The sequence below is a fragment of the Dyadobacter sp. HNCC25DJ186 genome (assembly GCF_056895235.1).
On sequence record NZ_JBXHAS010000002.1, the window covers coordinates 913,897 to 936,170 of the forward strand.

A 22,274-nucleotide genomic window follows, 5' to 3' on the forward strand; every position below is an offset into this window, starting at 1 on the left:
GGAAAATTTGTTAATAGACGAAAATTAATTTTTAGCTTTCTGACCCCAGCCATTCTGTTTGGACTCGTAATATTTTTGCAAAACATAAAATGCCTTTTTTCTTTTGCCTGTTTCAGATATCAGCCCTTTTCGATTCCAAAAGTCTTGAAAGTAAGGATGTTGTCTCCGGGGTGAACGAAAGTCAACCAGTATCCATGGGGTCATACCCCGTAAGCCAGGCATATTTTCCAGCATGAAAATTTGATTTTTGTACAATAACTCCTGGTATTCCTCACTCCATCTGGTTTCTTCATCGGCATGAAAACCCGCCAGTGCATCTGCACCGAACTCCGTGATCACCACAGGCTTATTGTATTTTATTTCATACTTGTAATTGAGCATATCTTTTGTGTTGCTCCAATACCAACCGGCATACTCGTTGAAACTTACCAGGTCGAGTTTCTCGCCCAATGGATCTTCTACCACAATTTCATTGCCTTTCCGGTGAATTTCAAGCGCGGCAGATACCAATCTGGTATTGTCCATCGAACGAGCTTTTGCTACCATTTTGCTCATGAAAATATTACGGGGTTCACTAATCGGCGTTTCATTGCCGACGGACCAGACGATCACGCTTGAACGATTTTTATCCCTGGTCATCAGGTCGCTTAACTGCTTCTCCGCATTTTGATAAGTCGATTCGTTAAGCCATGAGATCGTCCAGTACACCGGGACTTCGGCCCATACCAATAGGCCCATTTCATCTGCCAGCTGTACCATTTCCTCGCTATGCGGATAGTGCGCCAACCGGACATAGTTACAGTTCATTTCTTTTGCCCATTGCAACAACATGCGCATATCGCCCTGTCCGCGGAGCCGGCCCGGAATCAATGGATTTTCATCGTGCATTGAAATTCCACGAAGAAAAATTGATTGCCCGTTCAGCAAGATATCCTGACCTCTGGTTTCAATTGTGCGAAAGCCTATTTTGTCTGTTACCTTGTCAGTCGTCGACTGGATTTCAACCGCATACAGCTTAGGATTTTCGGGAGACCAATAGGTAATATTTTTAATCGGAAAATTGAGCTCAGCCCTTCCTGCAGAATCTGTTTTAACCGTTTGTTTAATGCCCGCTTCGGGAATGGTGATCGTGACGTTTTGGATTTTGCTGATCCCTGCGATCTGAATAAATCCTTCCACCCTATGCAAACTTCCTTTCGCTAATTGTACTTTGTAGTCCTGTATGTGCGTGACAGGCAGCTCCGCCAGCAACACGTCCCGTGTGATCCCGCCATAATTCCACCAGTCTGTATTAATGGTTGGGATCTCATCCTGAAATCTTTTGTTATCGACCTTCACGATAACCACATTTTCTCCGTCGGTAAGTTTACCTGTAACGTCAAATTGAAACGGAGTAAAACCTCCTTTGTGCTGACCGAGTTTTTTTCCGTTCAGATAGACCTGACTCTCATAGTTGACCGCTCCAAAATAGAGCACATATTTTTTGTCTGTTTTGGGATTAACAGAAAACTTTTGGCGCATCCAGATGGTGCCTTCATATAATTCCAGTTTTTCTACCTGGGAGTTCCAGTCGCCAGGAATTTTCAGCGTTGGCGATAGGTCAAAATCATATTCCACCCAATCATTCTTGTCATTTGGTTTTTTGTTGTCATAAAATCCGCCCTTGCCTGTCTCCGATTCATCAAAAGGCATGTGTCGATAATCATAATATCCCATTTCATAAGGATCGATAATATAGTTCCACCGACCATTCAGGCTGGTGACATTTCTGGCAGCGATATTTTGAATTAAATCCTGTGCATTCGTACTAAAAACAGAAGCAAAAATGATCCAAAGGGTTGTTAGAAAATTCTTCATTGATTAAGTCCCGGTTACTAAAAATATGGTTCTGCCGTTGCGTTTGGTGAGAGGCAAAGGTGAGCAACGAATGCAGTAACCGGGGGAGAAAAATATCCTAAAAAGGGGGGTAATTTGTACTTTCCGACTTAAAAATGAGCTTTTTTACGATCAACTCGGACTGGTGATGGCATTTATGTATTCAGACGGAGACAAATTGAATTGTTTTTTAAATTCCTTGCTAAAGTATTTTCGGTCGTTGAAACCCACAGCGAAAGCAACGTCGGCGATCGACATAGAAGTTTGTTTAAAAAGCTGCGCTGCTTTTTTCAGCCGCATCTCTTTGATAAGATCCGCAACAGAATAATTCGTCAAAGTTTGCACTTTCTTGTAAAGAACAGAACGGCTCATTCCGATTTCAAGAACCAGTTCATTCACATCAAATTCAGGGTTCTCCATCTTCGCCTCAATGATCGTCATGAGCTTGGCAATAAATTTATCTTCCGGTGAATCGGATGAAATATTAAATGGTCTTTGCAAAACCATCTGCTGTGAGAACTTCTCCCTAATGATCTCTTTTGCCATCAAAAAATTTTTGATGGTCAGTTCAAGAATTTTGGTATTGAACGGTTTCGAAATATACGCATCGGCTCCAATCGACAGCCCTTCAACCTGATGCGACTCCGACGCACGAGCGGTTAGCAAGATGACAGGAATGTGGTTGGTACTTTCATTGGACTTCACTTGGACACACAGATCCAGCCCGCTCATTCCGGGCATCATGATATCGCTGACGATCAGATCCGGGATGTCATGTTCCATCGACAACAGCGCATCAGCTCCATTTGAAAATTCTACAACATCATAGGTTGCTTTAAGTGTATCCACCAAGAAAGCGCGCACATCGTCATTGTCTTCTGCAAGTAAGACGGTAAACCTCTTTTTCTGAGGCCCATTTGGCGTTTCCATGTCGGCCTCCCCGGTCTCAGTTGGCTCCACGACTGTAACGTGTTCATGTACGTACGCCGGAGGATTTTCTATCTGACTTTCCTCCAAATGTTCTTTTCCCTTTCTCAATGAAATCGTAAAGGTGGTGCATCCCGGCCCGTCTGCTGCCGATATCTTACTTTGAAAATCAAGGGTACCTTTATGTAATTCAATGATGCTTTTTGAAAAGGCCAACCCCACGCCACTCCCTATATTTTGTCTGGCAGTATCATCAACCTGAAAAAAATTCTTAAACATTTGCGCATGATAAATTTCAGGAATTCCCCGACCATTATCCCTCACATGGATGTCCACCCGCTCACTGCTGCCTGGCCTGTTTTCAATGTCCAAAACGATTTTTCCATTTTCGGGCGTGAACTTAAAAGCATTGGAGAGTAGATTAAAAATCACCTTTTCAAGCTGGTTTGCATCAAAATACAGGAGAATCGGTTCCTCACTAGCCGCGAATTCGTAAGTAATATTTTTTTCAATGGACAGACCGTCAAAATAGTTAAATATCTCCCTGGCAAAAGGAACCACATCCTGTACGGAGCAGTGTATTTTCATTTGCCCGTCTTCGGCCTTTCTGAAATCCATTAACTCGGTCACGAGCTTCATCAAACGGGAAGCATTATTCCGTATCAGATGAAGTTGCCGGTTGTCAGACATTTTATTCGCCGAACTATCGATCAATTTCTCCACTGGTCCAAGGATGAGTGTAAGTGGAGTTCGGATCTCGTGTGAAATATTGGTAAAAAAATTCAGCTTCATCTTATAGATTTCCTGCTGTTGTTCATTCTGAAGATGCTCCCTATCCAGGTCTGCCTGCATCTGCCGTCTATATTCACGCAGACGTGAGATGCCAAAAATAAGACCTGCAAAAAGTAAAATATAGATGGTATAAGCCCACCAGGTTTTCCACCACGGAGGCAGGATCACCAGCTTAATACTTCGCACATGCGAACTCCAGACACCATTGTCGTTAGACGCCTTGAAGTTCAAGGTATAGGAACCGGGCAAAAGACTCGTAAAATTCACCAGCCTCTGGTTGCCTATTTCCTGCCATGCATGGCTGTTGGATAATCCTTCAATCTGGTAGGAATACTGATTCTTTTCCGGGTTAATGTAATTGAGTGCGGCAAACTTGAAAGTCACCAGTCCCTGATCATGATTTAAAACAATCTTGTCAACCATGGTGGGTGACTGCTGTATAGCCGACTCCGCGGAAATCGGAACACGTTTGTTATTAATCAGTATTTCCGTCAGTGCAACAGTGGACTTATTGGTGTTTACCAGGATTTTATCCGGTGAAAAAATAGACAGGCCGTTGATTCCTCCAAATGCGAGTTCACCGGTTTTCAGGATCAGTCCGCATGCATTTGAAAACTGATTGCTGGCCAGACCATCTCTTGCAGTGTAAATTGATACTTCCAGATCATTTTTACTAAAAGGAACTGCAAATTTCTTAAACTTAAGTTTGACAAGCCCCTGGTCTGTACTGAACCACAGGTTATGATCTGAATCTTCGGTAATGGCATGTATAAACGTATCATTTAACCCTAAAATGCTCGTAATGGTATAAAAACGCTCATTTTTTACATCAAAATAATTGAGACCGTCCTCGGTTCCGATCCACAATCTTGCTTTTGAATCCTTAAAGAAATACGTAACGTGATTATGACTTATCTGATACTGCGTCTGTCTTCCCCTTCTGTACAGATGTGTGAAAGACTGGGTTGATGTATTGAAGTAATTCAAACCATTCTGCGTACCGACCCATAAATGGTCCTTCGCATCTTTAAGTAATGCGGTTACAAAATTATCAGCCAGTGCCTGATCGCTATTTAAATTTAAACAGGTCGCTATCGTTTTTCCATCCTTAAAAAATTTCAGTCCACCGCCATTGGTACCAACCCATGCGCCGCCTTGATCCGGGAGTATCGCATTAATGATCTTTTCACTGAGCTTTCCTTCCCGGATCGGAATATTGTAGTGTGAAAATGTTTTGGATTTTTTGTTAAAAACGCTCAGCCCTTCCAGCGCGCCGATCCACAAGTTACCTTTGTCATCAACTGCCATGGACTTGATTCCATTGATAGTCCGACCGGATCCCGGCGACTTCAACGAATAATGCGTGGAAATGTGTGTTGTTCTGTTAATGTTCGTTAGCCCTCCACCATACGTACCAACCCAAAGCGAGCCATCCTTATCCTCTGTAATCCCATTTACCAAGGGGTGTAAGAGTCCCGCGCTGCCACCAACACTTTCTCCAATGTTGATAAAATTTGAATTTCCTTTATAATGAAAATCAATTCCTCCTGAAAATGTGCCTACCCAAATGCATGAGGCGCGGTCCTTCATTAAACAGCGCACCGCATTATCACTGAGGCTGTTGGTATTTCTGGCATCGTGAAAATAATTTGTAAAAATGTTAGTGGTTAGGTTCAACTGGCTAATTCCATTTTGTGTCGCAATCCAGATGGTATTTTTATCATAAACCAGAATATCCTTAATCCAACTGGAAGATATACTGTTGGGCCGCGATTCACCAAAAACGTATGCCTGAAGATTATTACTACTGCGACTATACCGAAACAAACCAGATGTTTCGGTTCCAAACCATACATCACCTGCAAGGTCCTGCCTGATAACAACAATTTTCGAGGTATTGATGACTTTATTTTGTTCAAACGATTTATCCAGCTGAATGACTTTTTGATTCGTGGGATCAAACTTGTGCAATCCGCTTTTCGATCCCACCCAGATTTTATTGTCTCGATCTGTCAACAGAGAAAAAATAGCCTCTTTTTTCAAAGAAGCGTCACTATCAGGGAAGACATCTTCCAATTTTTCAGTAACCTTATTTAGCCTTTTGAGTCCCGCAAAAGTCCCTACCCATATATTTTTTTGTTGATCCTCTGCAATACAAGAAATATAATTTCGCCCACCTTTTACCTCTTGTATATCAATTGATTCAAAAGTTTCCAGATCACGTTTAAAGTGATTTAATCCATGCGCAGTTGCAATCCATATCGACTTTTCACTATCCATAAAAACAGTATTCACCCGATCGTTGCTAATACTGCTATTGTCGCCAGGAATATGGTTGAAGGTTTTAAATTCATATCCGTCATACCGTGTCAGCCCTTTGAGGTTACCAAACCAGATAAAACCCTGATCGTCCTGCAAAAAAGCAGCGATCGGGCTTTGTACCAGTCCATCGCGATAGGAAAAATGTTTGAAATTAACCGCATCATATTGCGCCCACGATACTGTCTGGTTACACAGCAGGAGCATCAGCACAAAAGAAATACAAATTAAACGGTGCGGCTTCAAGTCGTTCTTATTAATGAGATAGGCTAAGGTAAAAAATAATTAATTACCTCGATATCCAATCCTATTTTTTTATCAAAAACTGCAAATCGACCTTGATTTCGGGTATTAGTGTTGCGCTTGTAGCGAAATTATTCCGAATAGCAACGCCTATTATATTCTGCTGCAATCACTTAAATCTGTTTGATGTAAACAAATGTCAGTCCCGATTTAGCGTGTCCAGAACATGTTTATATAAAAACCTTTATTCTAAAATTCCTATTCTGGACGTTTACAACCCCTTTTACAGACATTTTTAGCCCTCCCAAGACGCCGTAGCCTTCAATCTTTACAGCATCGAATTCAGAACCTTAAAATGGTGATGAGCGATCCGAGAAGTAATCTCCATTGTAACCCAGCTATAAGTATGACAAGAAATTAATTGTAAAGGAAAACAACGCCGTGACCCAAGGGGACATGGTAGTTTCAATGGCAATACGTAAGTACAAGCCCATTTCAGGCGTTTTTAACAAATCAAAAATTATGCGAAAAACTATACAGGTTTCAAAAACTTCATTTGTGCAGTTTCTACTGGGACTATTTCTGCTGGCCTCTGTACCGGCTCATTCAGAAAACATACTGGCCGTGAAAGTGTCAGGGTCTGTAGTCGATCAGGCCGACCAACCGCTGGTTGGGGTAAATGTTATTGAGAAGGGCACCATCAACGGAACGGTTACGGATAGTGACGGAAAATTTACATTGACCGTCGCCAGCGAAAAGTCAGTGTTAGTGATCAGTTACATCGGATACGCGGGACAGGAAACACCGGTCAATAATCTTACTACGATCAATATAAAACTAATCCCTGAAACAGCGACGCTGGGTGAAGTGGTGGTTGTCGGTTATGGTACCTCCAGGAAGCAGGATGTCATTACTTCCATTGCCTCGGTAAAACCGGAAGCCCTCACGAGAAATGCTACACTGGATATCGGAGAAATGATGCGAGGCAAGGTGGCAGGTGTTTACGTATCGACCAACGACGCAGGACCCGGAGGTTCATCTAGGATCCAGATCAGGGGGCAAAGTTCGCTTTCAGCAGGAAGTGATCCGCTGGTAATCGCTGATGGAATACAAATCGGTTCGATCAATGATATTAATCCTGCAGATATCGAGTCGATGGACATCTTAAAAGATGCGGCTGCGCAGGCTATCTATGGCGCAAGGGCTGCTAACGGCGTGGTATTGATTACGACCAAAAGAGGCAAAACCGGAAAAATAACTGTCAACTATGATGGTTACTATGGAACACAGAAGGCAAAAAGAAATTTCGATGTGTATACAGGTCAGGAATTTGCGCAATTAAAAAGGGAAGCTGACAGGGCAGTAAACGGAAATATCATGCGTGCAGATGCGCTCATTTTCAGCGCGGACGAATTAGCGGCCATTGCTGAAAATCGTAGTATAGACTGGTCCGGCGAGGTTATGAAGCCGGCCACCATTCAAAACCATAACATCAGCTTTTCGGCAGGCAGCGAAAAAACAAAGTTGTATTTTGGGACCAATTACCAGAACATGACCGGTATCGTACCGACGACTAAAATTGAAAAGACAACCATCCGGTTAAACCTGGATCAAACTTTGACCAAATGGTTGAAGATGGGTGTCAACACCTCGTTTCAACTTGCCATATCAAGTGACCCCGATGTTGCAGGCATTGTTCGTCAGGTTGTAACTGCCTCGCCGTTAGGAAATATCTACAATGCGGATGGATCTTTCAATGTTCGGCCAGGTGGAAATCAGGAAAGTTTCAATCCTCTCTTAAATTTGAATGAAATAGAAAACTCAAAAAATGCCCGAAATGATATTGTTAACGTTTTTGCAGATATCATTCCGTTTAAGGGATTTAATAACCGGGTCAATCTGAGTCGCAGGTCTTGGAATAATAAAGAACTCAACTATAATTCCCGCTTATCTGAAAGCGGTGTTGTAAATGGAGCTGCAAATGGCTCTGTCTATTTCCAGGAAAATGCAGAATGGCAGTTGGAAAATATAACCACGTATAAAACCAGTATTCATGATCACAACATCAATTTAACACTGGTTGAAAGTGCGATCGAATCCAACTATTATGACTTCAGGAACTCGTCATCACAAATTCCGAATGACATCCTTGGAATTTACGGTCTGTCGTCAGCACTTATCAATGTGCCAACGATTGGAGGAAATCAACGCAGATTGTTGTCGATTGCAGGGCGTGTTGAATACGATTATTTATCAAAATACTCGATTGGCATCACGGCCCGGGCAGATGGGTCTTCTGTTTTTGGATCAAAAAACAAATGGGGATATTTTCCAGCAGTAGCGCTGGGATGGACCATCAGCAAGGAAAATTTCCTTGCCAACATCAAAGCCATCTCATTTCTGAAATTAAGAGCAAGTTATGGTAGCGTCGGTAATCAGGCCATAGCGCCCTATGGAAGTTTGGCGCTTTCCAACCAGGTAGATTATTTATTTGGTGCTGACAGGATATCCGGTTTCTCTCCGGGAAGTCAGCTGGCTAACCCGTCACTTAAATGGGAAACTTCCACAACCCTTAACGCAGGAGCTGACTTTGAACTCTTTGACGGGCGACTAAACGGAAGTGTTGACGTTTACGACAAGAGGACAACGGACATGCTGGTTTTCAGACAATTAAATTCTTCCATTGGATATTCCAGTCAACCAGACAACATTGGTGAAGTTCAAAACAAAGGCATTGAACTAGGACTGGATGGCGTTTTGCTTAGAAAAAACGACCTGTTAATTAAAGCAGGTGGTACGTTTACAATGAACAAAAATGCGATTATCAGTCTGTATGGCGATTTGAACAACGACGGCATACAGGATGACGATGTTGCAAACAATTGGTTTGTCGGACAACCTATCTCAATCTACCGTCAGCCAAAATACTTAGGTGTATGGCAAGGGACAGAAGTGTATCCCGGATCTACCTTTAATCCGACGACCGGCAAATGGGAGATCGCCGGTGCACAGGCACCCGTTGCTGTGAATGAGGAAACTGGCTTGCCGCTCAAAGATCCATTTACAAATGCGACGCCAAAACCGGGGACACCTAAAATAGAAGATGTCAATGCTGACGGTAAAATTGATGCCGCAGATTCGCGCATAACATCTCAAAATCCAAAGTGGATCGGATCGTTTAACTTTAATGCGAGTTACAAGGGATTTGATTTTTCTATGGATGTCTACACCGTTCAGGGAATTATCAGAAACAATCAGTTCTTATACGATTACACAGCAGGTGGTGACCTGAGAGGAAACAGAAATGGTATCAAGGTAGATTACTGGACACCGGAAAATCCAGCATCTGTATTTCCGCAGCCCAATGCAGGTAATTCCCCTCCCGGTATGTTTAATATCGGATTACAGGACGCTTCCTTCTGGCGATTGCAAAATGTTACCATTGGTTATAAATTACCTTCAAAACTTATTTCCAAGATAAAACTGAGCAAAGCAAGAATCTATGTGACCGGTCAAAATTTGATAACCAAAACCGATTACCAGGCCTACAGCCCTGAACAAGACTTGTATGCATATCCGTTAACCCGAAACTTGATCTTTGGATTAAGCCTGAGCTTATAAAAAAAGATAGTATGCGAGAGTTCATCAAAATTCACAGATTTGCTATGTTTTTATCCATTAAAAAAATACCAATGAAAAATACTGTTACCATGCTTTTTGGATTCCTGGGACTTTTGTTCCTGACGTCCTCCTGCACAGACTGGCTGCAAGAAGAAAACTTCACACGAATTAGCTCCGACGTAATTTATAAGGACGAGGCGGGCCTGAAAGTGGCACTTGGTGGACTTTATAACTTACAACGCACCTATGAAAGGGTGAGTGACGCCAATGGAACAACTCAGAATAATCTCTGGCTATACTGCGCAGATGATTTAGGGAGTACACGTACATTTAACGACGCGCAACTTTACAAAGCCAGCATGAACGCAATCAATTTCCCAAGAGGAAAATGGCCGGCAGGTTATCAGTTGATCGACCGGGCGAGCGCGGTGATCACCAATGCGCGTGACGTAAACTTTACTGTGCCTGCAAGCAAAAACACGTTGGTCGCAGAAGCAAAGGTGATCAGGGCCATGACCTATTTTAAACTTTGGCAATTGTATGACAATATCCTGATCGACACCATCCCTACAACGGCCGCCAATGCATTTGACCCCACCGTATTTGAGCCTGCGACCAAAGAAGAGGTTTTAGGATTGATAAAATTTGATCTGGACTATGCAATAGCCAATTTAACATACGTGGCAAAACCTGGTCAGGTGAACCTTGGCCTGGCTCGTCATCTGCGTGCACAGGTGGCGGCCTGGGAAAATGATTGGGCAACCGCAGCAGCGCAGTGCGAAGAAATTATTACAAAAGGTGGCTATCAGCTGCAGTCGGTAGAAAATGTTTTCGGGGCGAATGTGAATCATGCGGAAGCGATCTATACCACGCAGATGGATCAGGTTTTAGGAGGAAATGATGCCCTATCGGGAGGTAGTAATACCGTTATGGGAGCGGTGTTCCAGTGCCGGTATTATGAGATGCCCGGTGGGCACGTCATTGAAGACAATGTTTACGGTGGAAACAGTTATGGCTGGACAACTCCGAATAATTATTTAAAAAGTCTGATGAGCTGGGATCCGGTGACAGGCCTGTCGCCCGACAAACGTTTTTCAACTTATTTTTATCCGGACACCATCATAGGCAACAAACCGGGCTCGCCGTTTTTCGGAAAAAAATTACCGAGGACATCCTACCCTGACAATTTCCGGCAATACCACTGGAGCATCAGGAAATATCAGGATTTTGTTAAACCCGCTGGAACAGCTGCGAGCTACAAGGATATTATGGTGGTGCGTTATGCCGAGACACTTTTACTCGCGGCCGAAGCGAACTGGAGGTTATCAAATAATTCCACCGATGCAAAAGCGCTGGGTTATATCAATCAGGTTCGTTTCAGAGCTTTTGGCGATCGCACATTTGATTTAAAATCAATCGATCAAAATGCAATTCTGGATGAGCACGCCCGAGAACTGGCGTTCGAAGGAGGCCGCTGGTTCTTGCTCAAAAGAATGGGTGTTTTAATTGAGCGTGTGAATCTTTACAAAAAATTCGGTAGTGCAAAATCCAATGAAGTGGGTATCGTCATGCAGCCACACATGGTACGCTGGCCGATCTCACAGGACCAAATTGATTTAATGGGCGGAACATTCCCTCAAAATCCCGGATATTAAATAATAATTTCAAAACAGGACTGATACTGCTCAACCAGTCAGTCCTGTTTTTTTTCGAAAATGAGTCCATCTAAAAACTCAGTTTCAAACCAAAGGACACATTTGAAATATCAGAAAGCTTAAGAAAGTTTCTATTCTGCACATAGCTGATCATCAACAGATCGTAGCTTCCAATCTCATAGTATAACTCCACTGCACTTATTCTTTTATTCACAGTAATTTGCCTTCCGATTTTACCCCCCATATAAGCACCGGACCTAATCGCAGTCGCCCACCAATAATAACCCGCGGGGTAATATGAAGGCCATTTAAAATCAAATTGTGGACCGAAAGTATAACTTAAGTAGGCCCCTAATGAAAAAGGTGCTGCATAGTAGTTGTGTTTAAAATTAATTTTCCAGGGTGAATAAGTTGTTTTGGCACTGAATGTGACCAGCGCATCTCCTCCAAACTTTTCCGGTAAAATACCTGCAAGCAAATCCGTTTCCAGTTTCTTATTGTGAGAAGCAAAACCTAATCCTCCGGAAATGAATCCGATATTACCAGCAAACTGCATTTTAACGTGATCCGGAATATACCATTTCTTTATTTTTAATGAGTCGGTTAAATGCTGGGCAAATGTGGCTGAACCAGTCAGCAGCATAAATACAATAAGCTTTTTCATCTTTGGCTAATATTCAATTTGGTCGATTTTGTATCCGGTTTTCCAGCTGGTAATGATCAAATAGCCACGAGCTCCCACGCTTGTTGTTTGGTGGTAGGCAACACCATCTTTGTAATACTCCCCTCCCTTAAACGCATGCTGATGCCCGTATAAAGTGAAGTCAACTTTTGCCTGGCTAAGAATCTGAGCATATTGCTTTTCTAAATTCCGGTCAAAATCTCCGTCGTAAGGAGGAACATGGGCAATGACAATTTTCTTTTTATCATCGTAGTTTTCCAGCTGAGATTTGAGCCACGGCACATCCGGTGTTTTACCATCGAATGCATATTCGAGAGAATTTGTATTGATAAAGACAAACCGGTGACCTGCATAATCAAAAGAATAATTCATAGCTCCGTACATTCTTTGGTAATTGTCCCGTCCATTGGCAACCGTATCATGATTTCCGATAACGGTCAGATATGGAAATTTAAGCCGGAGCATTATTTCATGGATCCATTTAAACTCCTGCGATAAACCAAAATCTGAAATGTCACCAGCATGTAGTACAAAAGAAATTCCCTTTTGCCTGTTGGCACTTTTTACGAAGAGTTCTGATTCGTCATACCACCGCTGGGTGTCTCCCATCAAAATAAACCTTAAAGTATCACCCAAGGGGATATTTTGTATTCGCTCTATACTTTTGGCATGAATATTTGTTTCATTTTCTGCCAGGATAATCTCATTGGGATTGTAGCCAAAAGGATCATCACAGGAAATGATAAGCATGCCAAAAAGTGGGAGAATCGTCATCCAGATATTTTTCATAGCTTTTTCGTTGCGTATTATTTTATTGAAATGATGAAAAGGACATAAGTTTTCCGTCAGGCAAAGTCAGTGCTTTTACCCGTCATTATTCCTTACGGTATGTTAACTGGCGCAACCAGTCTGTTCAAATAAGAACAGGAGAAATTGAGTAGCCAGATCCCCTAACTCCTATTTATATACGTTATCTCACTTACCTGATTCAATTAAAAGATATGTTAATAACGGGACGAGACCGCACTCCGATTAATGATTTTGTTAACCCTCCACTACAATTTCATTCGTAGCCTGCCAATTTGTATAAAATAACAACTGCTGGCACTTTTCATAAACTTTTATTCAGCAATAAATAAGGCATTGAGTCAATCAAAAGGTGATTTTGATAAGTCACTACTTGACATTTACCCGGCATTATTTTAAAGAGGTTACTTAAAGATCAAATGGTTGTATGCGTCTAAATTTAATTCTAAAATATTTTTGATTCCTCTGCGAAACATAAACATTTTCAAACAAAATTTACATGCATTGCCAGGCCCTGGGTTCTCCAAATATCCAATATCGAACTGCCGAAGAGTATCAGGTTCTATCTCGCATCCATAGTAGATTTTTTTGAATAGTTATACTGATCAATAAGAATGCAGTTTTATCGATGCAGCCGGATGAAGTTATTGCCAACAAAAATTATTTTCATCTTCATACAACCATTTCTCATTTATCTTGCCTCTTTAACTAAATACTTAAAAACTTCCTATGACCTCGGAGGCAGAATTGATTACGGGTTGCCTGTTACATGATCGGATTGCACAGCGGCACCTGTACGACAGGTACAAGAATGCTATGTATACGCTTGCTTACCGCATCACGGGCGACTACGATGATGCGAACGACGTGTTGCAGGACGCCTTTTTGGAAGTTTTCAAACATCTGGACCAATTCAGAGGCGACGCCACTCTGGGTGCCTGGATCAAGCAGATTGTGATCAGAAAGTCAACAAAGAAGAAGAAGCTGGTCATCTGGCAAAATATTGAGGAAGAGCATGGAGAGAATATTGACTGGGCAGAAGTTGACATCAATGTCGCACATCTGCAAACGGCCATTTTATCGCTTTCCGATGGTTTTCGAACCATTTTTGTGCTGGCAGAAATTGAAGGATATACACACCGGGAAATTGCTGTGATGCTGAATATTTCGGAGGGCACATCAAAGTCGCAGCTCTTTCATGCCCGCAGAAAGTTACGCAGTATGCTAACGTTGAGATAACCTATGGAAAAGAATATTAATATTTTAAGAGAGGCGCTTTCGAAACTTCCATCATCAGGTCCTTCCGATTTTATATGGACTGAAATTGACCGGAAGCTGAATGAAATTCCGCTTAAAAATGCTTTGGAGAACCTTCCGGAATTTGAACCGGACGAGTTTGTTTGGCAAGCCATCGAAAGCAAAACGGCAAATGCGAAAGTAAAAAAAATGCATTGGTGGTATGCTGCTGCTGTATTGTTGCTGACTGGTATTGGCGGATTGTGGATGGTTCCGGGAACCAATCCTACGATTTCCTTCTCGCAGGAATCGATTGATGCGCGGCTTCAACCTCAAAATGAACAGGTTACCGACGAACAATATGCAAAACTGAAAGCCTATTGTGAAGCGCAGACAACGGTATGCAGCAATCAGAATTTTAAACAATTGCAGCATGAATATGAAACACTTCAAACCGCTGCGCACCAGTTGCAGCAAGCGATGGGACAATATAATACGGAGCCCGAATTGGTTCGCCAATTCAGTGTTGTGGAGCGGGAAAAAGCAGAAGTGTTGAATGAAATGGCTAAAATGATTTAAATCAGGATCATGAAATTGTATAAAAATATTTTTCAAAGATTAACAGCACTTACAATCCTCTTTTATTGGGTTACGGTCAACGGTTTTCAGTCGGTCTATGGTCAGGGCGTTTTGCAGGTCGCCACCAGATCGATTGAAAAGACCGTGACTGCCCACACTATACGCACACTTTTCATTAATGCTGAGAAAGCCGACATTGAACTTATTGCCTGGGATAGAGCGGAAATTGTTGTGGTGATGGAATTATCCGCCAGGCATCCTGATAAACGGACGGCGGCGACCGATCTTGGAAAAATTAAATACATAGCCGATCGGAGCGGGAAGGATTATTTTCTGAGAAATTACATTTTGTTGAGAGAAGGGGAAAGTAAACCGTTGTCAAATTTGAAAGCACGTTATACGATCCACCTTCCGCCGACTTGTTCGGTTGATCTGAAAAATACGTTTGGAACAATTCAGATGAAAGGGCTTACGAATAACCTGAAACTGAGTGCTGATTTTTGTACAACGTCACTGGCAAACATCAAAGGAAAAGGGCTTTTAGAAACGACTTTCGGAGAATTAAAAGCCATTGAAATTTCAGGGACTTTTTCTTTCACGAGTGATCATACCAATCTGCAATTAGAGAACATTGGCGGTGTCGTACGCATGAACACCCTATATGGAAACGTCGAAATATCTCCTTCTGCCGGATTGACAAGCCTTGCGATTCAGTCGAAAAAAGCAGTGGTCACGATGGTTACGAAAAACTGGCAACATTTTGATTATGATATTAACAGTGCCTACACGACGATGAAACTTCCAAACGGGTTTAAATGGAAACGAAATACGCCGGATTTCAAGGATGCCTTCTTTTCCAAAAACCGGCTCGCCAATGTGCAGATCAGTGCCGAATTCGGTAACCTGACCATTAAATAGTGCACCGCTTACCTCTGACTATTAGCCATGAAGAAAACTTTCCTTTTTTTAGTTTATGTATTTTTAGTTAAATCTGCATTTGGACAAGATTCTACACAAATCACTTTCACAGAAGAACCGGATACGCTTGTAAAACAGCGTTTTATTGACAGATATGACAATGTTTTTATGACGAAGGTGCCGACGCGGCACATGTTTAAAATTGGGATTTCGCAGTATTATCAGGCTATTGCTTTCACATTGCATGATAACTTTTTGTGGAATAATACCTCGCTGCAAGCTGGATATGAATTTAAATTTTTACCTGCTTTTTCAGTTGCGATATCCGGGCATATTCCATTTTATGGTAAGGAAATTCCGTTCAGAAGAGTGTGGGGAAACACCGTGATTGATGCACAATTGCGATGGTTTTTTAACATGCGCAGAAGAATCGAAGCTGGAAAAAGTGCAAACAACTTTAGTGGAAATTATCTTGCTTTAAATTACACGTTGGCGAGTACGATTGCAAACGATCCTACAATAGGAATAAAATTAGGTTTTCAAAGACGTTTTCTTAATTCAGGGTTCATGGACTTTGCAATTGCTTTGCAACAAGACGTACCATGGTTTCATTATGGGATTCTGGACAATTGGACTTTTTCGTCCCAGGCAAATTTCGGGTTTGCCTTTGGAGATTGGAAAAAGGCTGACAAGACTCCGCTTTGTGATCTGTTACGGTGTAACGAATTTGTGGTCGACCAAATAAAAATAAAATTGCCAGAGTTAACTTTCGGTGATAATTTAAATAGAATAAAACTTGGTATTGCCTACGAGCGTAAGATTAAAACGTCTCCATTTTCTATAAACTTTCAATTCGATATCGGTCTGAGCAAAGGTTATAATTACATGAAAATGGAGAACATTCGTTATCCGGATTTTTATGGTTCTTTTGATAGGTTCGTTTCAAAAGAAATTTCGGCGATAATTGCAGCTCAACCCCGGTATTACTTTCTTCAAAACCGGCAACGGTTGCGGGGAAATGGTGGTAATGGACTGTCTGGTGTTTACACTGGAATTAATACGGAATATAACTTTTACTCAGGCAGGCATAGCGAGATCTTTAAGCGAGACAAGGTTATTCAGCGAAAAGTCATTAGTTATGGTCCTTTAATCGGTTTTCAGCAAAGACTTTTTAAGCATGGGTATATAGATTTCAATATTTCCTACAATGCTAATAATGAACTGAATTTAAAAAAGCGCTCTTTTGGTTTTCGAGGTAATCTTGGACTTGGATTTGCCTTTTAACTGTACTTAAAAAGATCAACGTAATCTATGAAAAAAATATTAACACTCGTTTTTTTTTGTTTAGTAGCAGATATTTCGTTCGCGCAGGACACGACGAGAATATTTTTTACAGAGGAAAGTGATACACTTAAAAAACAGCGTTTTATTGACAGATATGATAATGTTTTCATGACAAAAGTGCCAACGCGGCACATGCTTAAAGTTGGTCTGTCGCAATATTATCAGGCAGTGCCATATCCGTTGACCGACGATAAGACTCTGAACAACTTGTCGCTTCACGTTGGTTATGAGATTAAATTCCTCCCTGCATTTTCATTGGCATTATCTGGTCATTTCCCATTGCATGGGGTTCAGCGACCGGTTAAAGAGTCTTTGCAAAATACGGTATTAGATGCGCAATTACGATGGTTTGTGAATATGCACAAAAGGATTAAAGCTGGTAAAAGCGCAAACAATTTTAGCGGGAATTATGCTGCCCTTTTTTATAATATGCCCGGAACGTTTGACGACGATCCGAAAGCAGGACTTAAATTTGGATTTCAAAGGCGGTTTTTGAATCATGGTTTTATGGACTTTTCGTTTGCCGTATTTAAATCCGTATTTGATTATTCCTACGGCTTTGCTACAACCGGCTTACAGTTTTCAACGCAGGCAAGCTTTGGGTTTGCGATTGGGGACTGGAAAAAATCAGCCACCGCACCTTTTTGTGATATCTTACTTTGTGATGAATTCCAGGGCCAGCAATGGAAAATCAGGCTCCCTGAACTTACGGTTGGCTATTATTTAAACCGGATCCAGACGGGAGTAGCTTTTGAGCGGAAAATAAAAACATCTCCGTGGACAATTAATGTGGAATTGGACGCAGCCATAAACAATGGCTTCAATAATCTCCGGTATGACCATGAGGAAACCATAGGATATGGCAATAACGACCAACGCATTACAAAGACATTTCCTTACGCGAACGTATATTCCCGCGAAAAAATCCTGATTCTGTCTTTGCAGCCAAGGTATTATTTTATGCAAAAAAGCAAAAGGCTTAAAGGAAAAGGAGGCAACGGCCTTTCAGGTTGGTATGCCGGCTTACATACTGAGTATAACTATTACAAGGGCAAGCATAGTGGCTCGGCAATTCCAGGCGAGGATTTGATCAGTGAAACAAACATTATTCAGGCAGGTCCGTTGGTTGGATTTCAACTCAGGGTTTTCCGGCGCGGCTATCTGGACTTGAACACCTCCTACAACGTCAAAGACCAATTAAAAAGTAACCAAACCACTTACGGGTTACGAACAAACATTGGCGTCGGGCTCGCACTTGGACGCTAATGCAGAATCCAAATTTGTGTCTGTATTCAAACTACCACCGAGCTTATACCCTATCTTATTAAGTTTGCACGATGATCAGGCATGACGTTCATACCCTTGGTTTGAACTACTTCAAAAATTTCCTCCCAGCCAGCACACCATTTTTTGGAATTGACCTAAAAAGAGCTCAATTTTAAGCTTTTCAGTGACCTGTTGTCAGACTTACCCGTTTATGGCACACCGTTAAGTTTGAAGAAAAATTTATATCCCTAATTTCTAACCCCAAAAAGTTTAACCTTTTGATTCATGAATAAAAGAGAATTTCTTAAAAATGCGGCAGCTTTATCTTCCCTTGCCATGATCCCAGCCGAATCATGGGCATTTTCCGCCGACAAACGATTAAGAACCGCGCATATCGGTCTGGGCGGAATGGGTCAGGCAGATCTTGCATCCATATCTTCTCATAGCAACGTCGATGTGGTAGCACTATGTGATGTTGATTCAACTGTTTTGGCGGAGGTGAAATCCAAATTCCCTAATGCAAAAACGTACAAGGATTACCGCGTGATGCTTAAAGAAATGAGCAAGGATATTGATGCGGTAATTGTTTCTACGCCTGATCATACACATGCACCTGCATCGATTATGGCCATGGAAATGGATAAACCGGTATATTGTCAAAAACCGCTTACGCATTATGTAAAAGAAGCGCGGGCGATGGATAAAATGGCCAAGGACAAAAAACTGGTAACCCAAATGGGTATTCAGGTGCATTCTTTTTATGACTACAAACTCGCTACTTTGCTGATCCAATCCGGAATTGTTGGAAAAGTATATACCGTGAGAGCCTGGTCGCCAAAAAACTGGGGGTATAATGGTCCTGTTCCTGAAACTGGCGATCCTGTACCAGCAAATCTGGACTGGAATTTATGGCAGGGCACTTCGGCAGAGAGACCTTACAAAGATGGTTTTTACCATCCGGGCAACTGGCGGAAACTTGTTGATTATGGCTGTGCCACGTTGGGTGATATGGGTGTACACATTTTTGATACGCCTTACAACGCTTTGCAACTGGATGTTCCAAGAACGATTACCAACAATTGCAGAAGACCGAATGGATTTGGATACCCTGAAAAAAACATGGTTACTTATGAATTTCCGGGAACAAAATATACCGCAGATACGCTGAAATGGGTTTGGTATGATGGCGTGGGCGCAGATAAACAACGCGAAGATCTGATGCTTCCGGACGGCGCTGACCTGCACGACCAGGGAGCGATGTTCATCGGAGAAAAAGGGAGATTATATCTGCCGCATTTCCAGGTCATGCCCAAACTGATCGTTGACGGTGCCTATAAGGATATTGATATCTCACAATTCAAATTGAGCGAGCCGGTTCGTGAGTATAGCTCGGAAGTGCACAAACATTACCACGAATTTGTGGATGCGTGTTTGGGCAAAGCAACATGCAGCGCACCCTTCTCTTATGCTTCCCGGCTTACAGAAACTATTTTGCTAGGCGTAATCGCCGGGCGTTTCCCAAATAAAACATTACACTGGGACGCCAAAAAAGCGCAATTCGCAGAAGAAGATGCCAACCAGTATCTGGGTGGGGTTTATCGGAAATTCTAGATTGCGAAAGTGGATAAGGACTTCGGTTTAATGTCTTTTTTGTAGTTGACCCTTTATCCTGCTTTGACAAACCCAAAAAAATCTCCTGCGGGCTTCGACTTGTGGGGGATTGTTTGGGGGTTTGGACTGTGGTCTAAATTACGCAGTCGACTGACAATGAATGATTTGAATTTGAGGTCCTGTTTACAGCCACGACACGAAGAGCCAAAACGTTACCTGCTGATAGTCAGCTGCTGACTTTTCTAAAAAATCACCCAAACAATCGTATGACACAACAGACAGAATTCAGTTGAGACTAAATTGCGACAATGCAAAGTTTATTTAACTTTTGACAAATTTCACGATAATTCGACAACGAGAAATAATTTAATTTTAAATTTACTAATCAATCTGAAATCAAAAAACATGAACAGAATATTAGTTTTAATCACACTATCAGACAGCGGAATTGAGAAAATAAAATCAAATCCTGAACTACCAAAAAAGGAAATGGAATTCGTGAATCAGTGGAAAAAAGAAAACATTTTGGAGAGTTTTTTTATTTCTGTTTCAAAAAAAGACGCTGTTTTAATATTTCAAAACCTTGATGAAACTAAGACAAAGGAACTTATTGAAATTTTGCCGTACTTTCCACACATGGAAAAAATTGAATACCACAATTTAAACAAGCAGTTTTAACAATAATCTACTTCAGGAACATACTTTCGGAATAAGTTCAGACTTTGTCCATCTAATGAGCATTGGATCGGCAAATTCACCGCCTCGGTAAAGCGGCAATCGGACAGGCTTTAATAACCAGCAAAACTCAAAAGTGTACATTTCGAATAATCAAAAACTCTTGTTGTTTTGTGCTGATTTGGATAAAATTGGGTCATTGTCGGATATTTCTGTTAGGGAATACTTGTCCTTGCAATAACTTAGCAATTTTTAGGATAACTAATAACCTTTTCATTTTGTAAACGTGACCTTTGAATTTCTCTTAGCCCTGTTGGCTCGTATAGTTACAACAACCTGAGCTTGATGTTCGGAATCTATGCCTGTGTATCTCTTTCCGTCTCCGGGAAAGTGCTTTTCACGCATTATAATTCCGGCCGTTGGCTTCAGCCACTTCAGTTTATTAAAAGCACTCTAGCGCTCGACCGTCATTCCAGGCAACCCGTACACTGTTCGCCTACCTGACGACTGCGACAGGGCGGGCTCAATCCATATTTCTTGAACTGGTAGCGTTCAGGTATCACCCATTTCTTATCAAACTACGTATATTTGGTTGCTGAAATAAAATAAGAGATATCTCATTGATTAACAATAAATTAAAACACTATAAATCCACCTTCTTTCAAAGAAAATTAATGCATATATTTGATACTTATCTCGCGGTATTTTTTTTCACAAATTACCGCTGGTGGCAAGTGTATCAGAAGGCAACAACATAACCACACATCATAACAATGCAAGAACTACTATTTGACTTTATCTCAAAATACATTTCGCTGACAGAAGAAGAGAAGAACGCAATCATTTCGCTAAACCTGTTTCGCTCGGTTAAGAAAGGGACGACTTTACTGCATGAAGGACAGAAATCGAAAGATAGCTACTTTGTTTTAAAAGGATGCATAAGGAAATATTACGTAATAGATGGCGAAGAAAAAACTACTGCCTTCTTTACCGAATTGGACGCTTTGACGCCGCATTGTGTTATCAATAAAGCTCCTTCAGAGTATTACGTTAGTTGTGTGGAAGACAGTATTATCTCAGTTTCCGATTCTGATATGGAAGTAGAAATAAACAGTAAATTTCCAAAATTTGAAATCATGTGTCGGATATTATCGGAAGAATTGTTAGCCAAACAACAAATCAATTTTGACGAGTTCAAGACTTCTTCTCCTGAACAACGATACCTGAATTTAATTGAAAAAAGACCAGACCTTTTACAACGTATTCCACAACACCAGCTAGCGAGCTACTTAGGTATAAAGCCACAATCATTAAGCCGGCTAAGAGCAAGAGTTTTGGAAAAAGACAAAGCGTAACTCCATTTCTTAACTTAAGTGAACGATTTTAAGTCTATCGCCAATCCATTTTTGCAGTATCGTTTAACAGCAATTAAAAAGATATGCAAAAGAAAATATTATGGATTGGCCTTGCCTTCGTGTTGGCAGGTAGTTTACAGTTGAATGCGCAAAATGCCAAACAAGACAGCACTTACAAAAAGTGGTATATTGGAAGTTCATTCTTTCTGTTAGGAAATTTTTCCAAAGTAAATAACCCTGAGTATGTCCAGTTAAATGTCGGATATAGGATAACACCGAAAGATGTTGTTTCCTTTGAATTCAAAAGATCCATTTATTCCTGGCCGATAGGTATTCCTTTTGGACCATCCTTTGATGCACCGGGACTAA

The 22,274-nt window shown here is 41.4% G+C and carries 15 protein-coding genes; 10 read left to right on the plus strand and 5 right to left on the minus strand.

Annotated elements, in window-relative coordinates; translation table 11 throughout:
* Window positions 1–24 precede the first annotated feature (24 nt).
* Together AC1XUO_RS08805 and AC1XUO_RS08810 are read right to left on the minus strand one after the other, a co-directional pair.
* Window positions 25–1,857, minus strand: a complete 1,833-nt coding sequence (locus tag AC1XUO_RS08805) for a glycoside hydrolase family 2 protein (protein WP_483329402.1) — start codon at window positions 1,855–1,857, stop codon at window positions 25–27.
* A gap of 150 nt (window positions 1,858–2,007) precedes the next feature.
* Complete coding sequence (locus AC1XUO_RS08810) at window positions 2,008–6,159, minus strand: hybrid sensor histidine kinase/response regulator transcription factor (protein ID WP_483329403.1); 4,152 nt, start codon at window positions 6,157–6,159, stop codon at window positions 2,008–2,010.
* Between the two features lie 519 nt (window positions 6,160–6,678).
* Here AC1XUO_RS08810 and AC1XUO_RS08815 point away from each other — a divergent pair.
* Together AC1XUO_RS08815 and AC1XUO_RS08820 are read left to right on the plus strand one after the other, a co-directional pair.
* The gene (locus AC1XUO_RS08815; protein WP_483329404.1) at window positions 6,679–9,777 is read left to right on the plus strand and encodes a SusC/RagA family TonB-linked outer membrane protein; all 3,099 of its coding nucleotides are present in this window, start codon (window positions 6,679–6,681) and stop codon (window positions 9,775–9,777) included.
* Window positions 9,778–9,848: 71 nt separating this feature from the next.
* Complete coding sequence (locus tag AC1XUO_RS08820; protein WP_483329405.1) at window positions 9,849–11,432, plus strand: RagB/SusD family nutrient uptake outer membrane protein; 1,584 nt, start codon at window positions 9,849–9,851, stop codon at window positions 11,430–11,432.
* A gap of 70 nt (window positions 11,433–11,502) precedes the next feature.
* On the opposite strand, the gene AC1XUO_RS08825 is transcribed toward AC1XUO_RS08820, so the two are convergent.
* Together AC1XUO_RS08825 and AC1XUO_RS08830 are read right to left on the minus strand one after the other, a co-directional pair.
* Complete coding sequence (locus AC1XUO_RS08825) at window positions 11,503–12,096, minus strand: hypothetical protein (protein WP_483329406.1); 594 nt, start codon at window positions 12,094–12,096, stop codon at window positions 11,503–11,505.
* Between the two features lie 6 nt (window positions 12,097–12,102).
* On the minus strand, window positions 12,103–12,903 hold the full coding sequence (locus tag AC1XUO_RS08830; RefSeq protein ID WP_483329407.1) for a metallophosphoesterase family protein: 801 nt from the start codon (window positions 12,901–12,903) through the stop codon (window positions 12,103–12,105).
* A 747-nt stretch (window positions 12,904–13,650) separates the two neighbouring features.
* On the opposite strand from AC1XUO_RS08830, the gene AC1XUO_RS08835 reads away from it, so the two are divergent.
* The 8 genes from AC1XUO_RS08835 to AC1XUO_RS08870 all read left to right on the plus strand — a co-directional run bounded on the left by AC1XUO_RS08835 (window position 13,651) and on the right by AC1XUO_RS08870 (window position 21,905).
* A complete protein-coding gene (locus tag AC1XUO_RS08835; protein ID WP_483329408.1) occupies window positions 13,651–14,160 on the plus strand; it encodes an RNA polymerase sigma factor in 510 nt (169 codons plus the stop codon).
* 3 nt (window positions 14,161–14,163) lie between these two features.
* Complete coding sequence (locus AC1XUO_RS08840) at window positions 14,164–14,736, plus strand: hypothetical protein (protein ID WP_483329409.1); 573 nt, start codon at window positions 14,164–14,166, stop codon at window positions 14,734–14,736.
* 9 nt (window positions 14,737–14,745) lie between these two features.
* On the plus strand, window positions 14,746–15,654 hold the full coding sequence (locus AC1XUO_RS08845) for a DUF4097 family beta strand repeat-containing protein (protein ID WP_483329410.1): 909 nt from the start codon (window positions 14,746–14,748) through the stop codon (window positions 15,652–15,654).
* Window positions 15,655–15,681: 27 nt separating this feature from the next.
* Window positions 15,682–16,938, plus strand: coding sequence for a hypothetical protein (locus AC1XUO_RS08850; RefSeq protein WP_483329411.1), 1,257 nt, complete (start codon window positions 15,682–15,684; stop codon window positions 16,936–16,938).
* 27 nt (window positions 16,939–16,965) lie between these two features.
* Entirely contained in the window at window positions 16,966–18,264 is a 1,299-nt protein-coding gene (locus AC1XUO_RS08855; protein ID WP_483329412.1) for a hypothetical protein, read from the plus strand.
* Window positions 18,265–18,549: 285 nt separating this feature from the next.
* Complete coding sequence (locus AC1XUO_RS08860) at window positions 18,550–19,875, plus strand: Gfo/Idh/MocA family protein (RefSeq protein ID WP_483329413.1); 1,326 nt, start codon at window positions 18,550–18,552, stop codon at window positions 19,873–19,875.
* 405 nt (window positions 19,876–20,280) lie between these two features.
* Window positions 20,281–20,553, plus strand: a complete 273-nt coding sequence (locus AC1XUO_RS08865; protein WP_483329414.1) for a hypothetical protein — start codon at window positions 20,281–20,283, stop codon at window positions 20,551–20,553.
* A 770-nt stretch (window positions 20,554–21,323) separates the two neighbouring features.
* On the plus strand, window positions 21,324–21,905 hold the full coding sequence (locus AC1XUO_RS08870) for a Crp/Fnr family transcriptional regulator (RefSeq protein ID WP_483329415.1): 582 nt from the start codon (window positions 21,324–21,326) through the stop codon (window positions 21,903–21,905).
* A 63-nt stretch (window positions 21,906–21,968) separates the two neighbouring features.
* On the opposite strand, the gene AC1XUO_RS08875 is transcribed toward AC1XUO_RS08870, so the two are convergent.
* Window positions 21,969–22,181, minus strand: coding sequence for a hypothetical protein (locus tag AC1XUO_RS08875; protein WP_483329416.1), 213 nt, complete (start codon window positions 22,179–22,181; stop codon window positions 21,969–21,971).
* Between the last annotated feature and the right edge of the window lie 93 nt (window positions 22,182–22,274).